This window comes from Actinacidiphila sp. bgisy167, assembly GCF_965342175.1.
Taxonomy (GTDB): Bacteria; Actinomycetota; Actinomycetes; order Streptomycetales; family Streptomycetaceae; genus Actinacidiphila.
Genome location: NZ_CBDRBL010000147.1, coordinates 1 through 6,750 on the forward strand (window position 1 = coordinate 1; position 6,750 = coordinate 6,750).

The following is a 6,750-nucleotide window of genomic DNA, read 5'->3' on the forward strand; positions in this document are numbered from 1 at the left end:
TTTCGAAGACAGTGTGGAAGAAGTCCTCGAACGCCTCGTGTGACCGGCCGGAGCGTGCGGTGATCAGTGTGCCTTCCCAGGCGCTGAGCACGAACCGTGCCGTCCGCTCGGTGTCGAGGTCCGCCCGCAGGTCGCCGTCCCGCTGTGCCTCGGCGAGGGCGCCCGCGATCCGCGAGGCCCAGTGCCCGAGGGACGCGCGGACGCCGGCGCGGATCGTCTCGCTGTGGTCGGCGATCTCGGCGCCGAAGTTGCCGAACATGCAGCCCCGGGTGAAGTCCGCGTCCACGGTCTCGTCGCGCAGGAACTCGAAGTGCGCGCGCAGCCGTGCCAGCGGCGCACTGCCCGGTGCCGCCAGCTCGTGCGTCCGCCGGCCCGCGCCGTAGCGGTCGAGCGCGACGAGGGCCAGCGACTCCTTGCTGTCGAAGTGGTTGTAGAACGACCCCTTCGGCACCCCGGCCGCGTCCGTGATGTCCTTCACGCCCGCGGCGTTGTACCCCTTCGCGTGGAACTGCTCGACCGCGGCGTCGAGGATCGCCTCGCGCATGCTCTGCCGGGCCATGGCCACCTCCTCCGGCGCAATACGGCCAGTCGTCTCCCGGCTGTCAACATACACCCGGGACGGCGCCGGCCCGCCGGGTCAGGCCGCCGTGTCCAGCACGATCCGGAAGCGGGCCTTTCCGGCCATCATGCGCTCGTAGGCCTCCGGGGCCCGCGACAGGGGCATCGTCTCGACGATCGGGCGGACGCCGGAGCGCAGGCTGAACTCGAGGTTGTCCTCGTTGTCGATGGAGGAGCCGGTCAGGCTGCCGCTGACGGTGCGTGAGCCGAGGACCAGGTCGGGCGCGGCGACGGAGATCGGGTCCATGGGGACGCCCACCACGACCATGTGTCCGCGCGCGGCGAGTCCGGGCACCAGAGGGGCCATGGACGCACCGTTCGCCGCCGTGGCGACGATGGCGTCCGCGCCGCCCAGCTCGCGCAGTGCGGCCCCCGGGTCCTGCGCCGAGCTGTCGATGTAGTGGCTCGCGCCGAGTTCCAGGGCGAGCTTCTCCTTCTCCCAGCCCCGGGCGATGGCCGCGACGCGGTAGCCGAGCCGGGTGGCGTACTGCACGCCCAGGTGGCCGAGGCCGCCGATGCCCTGGATCGCGACGAGTGCGCCGGGCCGCAGCTGGAGCCGGCTCAGGGCGCTGAAGGTGGTGAGGCCGGCGCAGAGCAGCGGGGCGGCGAGGGTGGGGGACAGGCCCTCCGGAACCCGCGCCAGACCGCTGCTGCGGGCGATCATCACCTCGGCGTAACCGCCGTCGGTGGTGGTGCCGGTCCGGTGCTGATCGGTGCAGTTGACGAAGTCGCCGCGGCGGCAGGGCGTGCACTCGCCGCAGTGGCCGCCCAGGAAGCCGACGCCCACGCGGTCGCCCACGCGCCAGGCGGTCACGCCCTCGCCGACGGCGTCGATGACGCCGACGACCTCGTGGCCAGGGACGACCGGCTGGGTCGGGTCGGCGCGTATGCCCTCCACGGCGAGGGCGTCGGAGTGGCAGACACCGCAGCTCTCGACCCTCAGCCGGACGTGCCCGGCGGGCGGAGCCGCGACCTGGCGGGTGACGAGTTCGAAGTCGCGGGTGCCTGTGACCTCGAATGCGCGGTACGTGGACATGGTTTCTCCTCGGCTGCTCGAGCGGGTTGGGGTTGAGGTGGCCCGGCGGGGTGCTGCGAAGTGAGCGCGGCGGCGCGCGGTGGCGCGGACCGGTCCCGTCACTTCGGCGCGACGGGAACCACCGAAAGACAATATGACCGGTCGTCTTAAGCGCGTCAAGCGCCACCCGCGCCTCGGGCGGCGCAAGGGGGCGGGCGGTGGTGGGGCGGACATGGCGACGCCGGCCCGCCCTCACGGTGTGGGGCGGGCCGGCGTGATGTGCCGAGGTCTCGGCTGCCGGGTCAGGTGGCCGGGACGGCGCGGGCGCTGCTCGCGGATGCCGCGAGCGGCAGCGCGCCGCCGAGGTGGTCGCGGGGTCGGTCGGGGCTCAGAGGCAGTACCGGACGAGCCATTCGTCGGCGGAGTAGGCGTTCCTTGCCGGGTCGGGCGCGGCGGCCGGGCGCTCCTGGATCATCTGGTCGGGTCGGACGCGCTCCGGCAGTTTGCCGAACCGGGCCTTGCGCGCCGTCGCGGCGGCGTCAGGGGTCTTGTGTGATGAGGGCGGCATGGCGTCGTCTCCTCCGCGGGGGTGTCGATTCATCGACGATGCCCCGCTCGTCATCACCTGTCAAGAAGGTGATCAACTTCGGTGCTGTGACCTGGCTCGCGCGGTTCTCGGGAGGGTGGCACTCGACTGCCGCCGGGTGGCGGCGGAACTCCCGCCGGGGCGCCGCGACCTGGGGCGGAGCGGGCCGCCCTCGCGCGGGTGCGCCTCAGATGCCGGACGCGAGCCGCCGCAGGATCCGCTCCGCGGGCTCCTCGGTGGCGTGCCGGTACCCCGTACCCGCCCACAAGTGGATGCGCTCCTGGTCGCCGGCGGCGGCAGCCGCCTTGCGCATCGGGCCGGTCAGGTGGTGCAGGGCCGGGTAGCCGGTCGGGGCCGCTTCGCTGTGGCGGTCGGTGAAGCCGTTGCGCAGCGCCCTGGCCGGGCGCCCCGTGAAGGCCCGGGTGACCACTGTTTCGGTGCGCGCCGGGTCGGCCAGCGCCGCCCGGTGCGGCGCCGAGGTGCCGGCCTCGTCGGCGCGCAGGAGAATGGTGCCGACCATGACCGCGTCGGCTCCGGCGCGCAACGCACCGGTCACGGCAGCCGGGGTCGCCACGCCGCCGGCGGCGACGAGCGGCAGGGCTGCGGCGGCGCGCACCTCGCCGAGCAGCTCCTCCAGCGGGACGGGCGCCGGCATGTGCTGCGGAGTGAGCGTCCCCGAGTGCCCGCCCGCGGCGGACGCCTGCACGGCCAGCATGTCGGCCCCGGCCTCCGCGGCCGCCCTGGCCTCCGCGGCGGAGGTGACGGTCTGCACGACGAGGCTTCCTGCGGCGCGCAGCGCGGAGACGACGGGCGCCTGCGGAATGCCGAAGGTGAAGCTCACCACCGGCACCGGGTCGGCGAGGAGGAGGGCGACCTTGTCCGCCCAGTGGTCGTCGTCCTCGACCGGCTCCGCGGCGAGCGTGTCGATGTCGTACGCGGCGGCGTCGCGGGCGATGGCACGGGCGTAGCGCCGGAAGGCGCCGGGGTCGACCGGGACGGGGTTGGGCGCGAAGAGGTTGACCCCGAAAGGCACGCCCGTGGGCCGGACGGCGGCGATCTGCTCGGCCAGCGCTTCGGTGGTGCGGTATCCGCCGGGCAGGAAGCCCAGGCCGCCGGCCTCGGCGGCCGCGGTGACCAGGGCGGCGGTGGTGGGACCGCCGGCCATGGGCGCGGCGAGGAGAGGTGTGTCCACCCCGAGTGCGGGCAGCGGCGAAACCATGGTGTGAGTGCTCCTCCTGCGCGGTGGCGCCACTCGCTCGAGGAGTGAGCGGCCTCGGTGCGGTGCCGGCCGGGTGTGCTCGGCGGCCCGCAGTTGCCAGTATACGACCGCCCGACTACGGTTTATTAGACCGGTCGACTATTTCTTGGGTGCTGACGCTCCGGACGCGGACCGGAACAGCCCCCAGATGAGAACGAAGGAGAACCGACATGAGCGCTGACCCGACGGACGTGGCGAACAACCCCATGCGCGAGGTGGTGTCCCGCTGGAAGGCCGCCTTCGACGGCCACCGGCCGGACGAGATGGCCGCGCTGTTCACCCCCGACGCGCTGTTCCAGGGCTTCGGTCCCGAGACCACGGCCGGCCGGGAGCAGGTGCGCGCCTACTACGAGGCGGTTGCCGAGGGCCGCTGGGCCGACGTGGGTGAGATCCGGGGTTACCGCATCGGCGACGAGGTGGCCGGCGGCTTCGCCGACATCGTCTTCCGGGACGCGGCGGGGTGGGCGGCCCCCGTGCACCTCTCGCTCGTCCTGCAGCGCGAGGGCGACGGCTGGCTGATCCGCGCCTACCACGTCTCCCGCATCCTCGCCGACCACTGAGCCCATGAAGTGGCTCCTGGCGGCAGCGCGTTGCGAGGTCTGGCCTCCCAGGAGGGAGGCAGCCGGTCGTGGCGCCGCCCGGGCCCGCGGGCGCAGGGTTGGTGGTGCGTCACCGGCCCGGCCGCCCGCTCGAAGGGACGGCCTTGCCGTTTCCCGTCTTTTTGTTTTTGTTCCGTTTCCAGGAGAGGCGACATCGTGAAGGAGTTCCTGGTCGAGCTCACCACCACCGTTCCCGAGGGCACCGATCCGGCCGAGGTCGACCGGCGTCGCGCGGCCGAGTCCGTCCGGGCCGCGGAACTGGCCTTTGCCGGGCACCTCGTGCGGTTGTGGCGTCCGGTGGGCGAGATGCGCAGCATCGGGCTGTGGCGTGCCGAGGACGATGCGCAGCTGTACGAAGAGGTCCTCGGCACGCTGCCGTTGTGGCCGTGGATGTCCGCGGCCGTCACCGCCGTGCAGTCGCACCCCAACGACCCGGGAAGGGCGGACGGCGCCGGCTGACGCGCACGCCGTACAACCTGCCGCGAGCGGCTGTGCACGACGCCCCGCGGCATCCGCAGCACACGCCCGCACGGCCCTCGGGCGCCCGGAAACGGGCGCGACGGGGGCCGCGCCGCGTGCGCACAGGGATCCCCTTGTCGAGGAACATGTCATGAGCAAATCAATAGGTTCGCCCGCCGTCGCCGCCGGCGGCCTTCTCGTCGCGCCCTGGGGCCATGTGGCCCGGGCCGCGGCGGCGCTGGCGGCGGCCATGGGCGTCGGCCGCTTCGTCTACACCCCGATCCTGCCCCTGATGCAGGCGCAGGCACGCCTGACGGTGGGGGCCGGCGCCCATCTGGCCACCGCCAACTACGTCGGCTATCTCGCCGGGGCGCTCGCCGGGACCTTCCTGCCCCGGCTGGCCCGCTCGACCCCTGTCCTGCGGGGGTCGCTGCTGCTGCTCGTGGCGAGCCTCGCCGCCATGCCGCTCACACGCACGACCGCGGTGTGGCTGGTGCTGCGCCTGGTCGCGGGCGCTGCCAGTGCGACGGTCTTCGTCATCGCCGTCAACGCGCTTCTCGGGCGGCTGCGTGAGCACCCCGCCCACCTGCCCGGCTGGGGCTTCGGCGGGATCGGCGCCGGGATCGCCCTGTCCGGTCTGCTCGTCCTCGCGTTGCGCGGCTTCGCCGACTGGCGGGCCGCCTGGGGGGCGTCCGCCGCCCTCGCCGCGCTGCTCTCGGCGCCGGCCTGGGGGATACGGACGGAATCCGCTCCTGCCGCGCCGGACGTCCCGGCCCCCGCAGGGCGGCGCAGTGAGGAGGCGCCGCGCACGCACCGCTGGTTCGGCGCCCTGTTCGCCTCGTACACGCTGGAAGGCGTCGGCTACATCATCGCCGGCACGTTCCTGGTCGCTGCGATCGACCAAGGCTCGCCCGGCCGGCTCGGCACCGCGGCATGGGTGCTGGCCGGGGTGGCGGCCGTCCCCTCCGCCGCGCTGTGGGCGCGCCTGGGGCGGCGCTGGTCCCGTCCGGACGTGCTGCTCGCCGCACTCGTCCTGCAGGCCGCCGGGATCGCCCTGCCCGTTGTGGTCGGGGGGCCCGCCGCGGCGCTGGCCTCCGCGTTCCTCTTCGGCGGCACCTTCATCGGCGTGAGCACGGTGGCCCTCGCCGCGGGCACGCATCTGCGGTTCCCGCGCGCGGTCGCCCTGCTGACCGCCGGCTACTCGGTCGGTCAGATCCTCGGCCCCCTGGCTGTCGAACCCCTGGTGCGGCACGGCTACCGGCAGGCACTGGTCCTCGCGGCTCTCGTCGTCCTGGCCGCCGCATTGGCGGCCTTGGTGCTGCGTGCCGGGTTCCCGCACCGCATGGACGCGTCCGGCGTCGGGTAGGCGACCCAGGGCCGATTTGCCGCAAATGGGATTTTTGCCCTTTGACATTTCTCGACCGGTCGTCTACTTTCTGAACTGACCGGTCGACTAGTGCCGGAGTCCGTGCAACGACATCCTTGGAGAAGGAACCATGAACGTTCAGGGTCGGAAGGTCGCAGTCGTGACAGGTGCCTCGCAGGGCATCGGCGCCGGGCTGGTCGAGGGCTACCGCAAGCTGGGGTACGCCGTGGTCGCCACCTCGCGCAGCATCGGCGAGTCGACCGACCCGGAGGTGGTGACGGTCCGGGGGGACATCGCCGACCGGGACACCGCGCAGCGCGTGATCGACACCGCGATGGAGCGCTTCAGCCGGGTGGACACACTCGTCAACAACGCGGGCATCTTCGTCGCGAAGCCGTTCACCGAGTACACCGAGGAGGACTACCGCGCTGTGCTGCATGTGAACGTGGACGGCTTCTTCCGCATCACCCAGCTCGCCGTGGACCGCATGCTGCAGCAGGGCGGGGGGCACGTCGTCCAGATCTCCAGCAGCCTCGGCGACCAGGCGGACGCGAAGGTGACGTCGGTGCTGGCGTCCCTGACGAAGGGCGGCCTGCAGGCGGCGACGCGGGCGCTGGCGATCGAGTACGCGACGCGGGGCGTCAGGGCGAACGCGGTGGCGCTGGGGACCATCAAGACGCCCATGCATCCGGAGGAGACGCACGAGGCCCTGGCGGGGCTGCACCCCATGGGGCGTATGGGGGAGATCGACGACATCGTCGAGGCGGTTCTCTACCTGGAGCAGGCGCCTTTCGTGACAGGGGTGACCCTCCCCGTGGACGGCGGTCAGACCGCCGGCCGTTGAGCGGC

8 protein-coding genes are annotated in these 6,750 nt (G+C 73.2%); 4 read left to right on the forward strand and 4 right to left on the reverse strand.

The features are described 5' to 3' along the window. The 4 genes from ACRWND_RS29905 to ACRWND_RS29920 form a co-directional block, all read right to left on the reverse strand. A partial coding sequence (locus ACRWND_RS29905) for a TetR family transcriptional regulator C-terminal domain-containing protein (protein WP_431954956.1) occupies positions 1 to 559 on the reverse strand: 559 nt, incomplete at its 3' end. Positions 560 to 637: 78 nt separating this feature from the next. Then, the gene (locus ACRWND_RS29910; protein WP_431954958.1) at positions 638 to 1,654 is read right to left on the reverse strand and encodes an alcohol dehydrogenase; all 1,017 of its coding nucleotides are present in this window, start codon (positions 1,652 to 1,654) and stop codon (positions 638 to 640) included. Between the two features lie 367 nt (positions 1,655 to 2,021). Further along, a complete protein-coding gene (locus ACRWND_RS29915; protein ID WP_431954959.1) occupies positions 2,022 to 2,201 on the reverse strand; it encodes a hypothetical protein in 180 nt (59 codons plus the stop codon). 205 nt (positions 2,202 to 2,406) lie between these two features. Beyond that, positions 2,407 to 3,438, reverse strand: a complete 1,032-nt coding sequence (locus ACRWND_RS29920) for a nitronate monooxygenase (protein ID WP_431954961.1) — start codon at positions 3,436 to 3,438, stop codon at positions 2,407 to 2,409. Between the two features lie 209 nt (positions 3,439 to 3,647). Here ACRWND_RS29920 and ACRWND_RS29925 point away from each other — a divergent pair, with 209 nt between their 5' ends. The 4 genes from ACRWND_RS29925 (at position 3,648) to ACRWND_RS29940 (ending at position 6,745) form a co-directional block, all read left to right on the forward strand. Continuing rightward, positions 3,648 to 4,037: a YybH family protein gene (locus tag ACRWND_RS29925; protein WP_431954963.1), complete on the forward strand. Its 390-nt coding sequence runs from the start codon at positions 3,648 to 3,650 to the stop codon at positions 4,035 to 4,037. A 195-nt stretch (positions 4,038 to 4,232) separates the two neighbouring features. Next, complete coding sequence (locus ACRWND_RS29930; RefSeq protein ID WP_431954965.1) at positions 4,233 to 4,535, forward strand: muconolactone Delta-isomerase family protein; 303 nt, start codon at positions 4,233 to 4,235, stop codon at positions 4,533 to 4,535. 151 nt (positions 4,536 to 4,686) lie between these two features. Next, positions 4,687 to 5,901: a YbfB/YjiJ family MFS transporter gene (locus tag ACRWND_RS29935; protein ID WP_431954967.1), complete on the forward strand. Its 1,215-nt coding sequence runs from the start codon at positions 4,687 to 4,689 to the stop codon at positions 5,899 to 5,901. A gap of 130 nt (positions 5,902 to 6,031) precedes the next feature. Continuing rightward, positions 6,032 to 6,745: an SDR family NAD(P)-dependent oxidoreductase gene (locus tag ACRWND_RS29940; RefSeq protein WP_431954969.1), complete on the forward strand. Its 714-nt coding sequence runs from the start codon at positions 6,032 to 6,034 to the stop codon at positions 6,743 to 6,745. The last annotated feature ends 5 nt before the right edge of the window (positions 6,746 to 6,750 follow it).